The 237-nt window shown below is 55.3% G+C and carries 1 pseudogene; it reads left to right on the top strand.

Annotated features, from left to right (window positions below):
• Positions 1-193, top strand: a pseudogene (locus HX786_RS31760) (hypothetical protein); the annotation flags it as partial.
• Positions 194-237 lie beyond the last annotated feature (44 nt).

Raw genomic sequence — 237 nt, 5'->3', positions numbered from 1 at the left:
CAAAATCAAAATCAAAAGCCAGATCAAAAGCACGCAGCCTCGCTGGCGCTCGACAACTGCTACGGGCGGTGTGGCTCTGCTTTTCTGTAGGAGCTGGCTTGCCGGCGATGCAGACAACTCGGTGCATCAGATACACCCAGTTGATGCTATCGCAGGCAAGCCAGCTCCCACATTTGACCGTGCCCGATTCTGATCTTGCTGTTGCTGTTGCTTCACCACACTCAAGCCGGCCGGTAG

Source organism: Pseudomonas sp. 21615526 (genome assembly GCF_013386245.1).
Classification (GTDB): Bacteria; Pseudomonadota; Gammaproteobacteria; order Pseudomonadales; family Pseudomonadaceae; genus Aquipseudomonas.
Note: the sequence above shows the minus strand (reverse complement) of the source record. Positions and strands in the feature narration are given on the sequence as shown.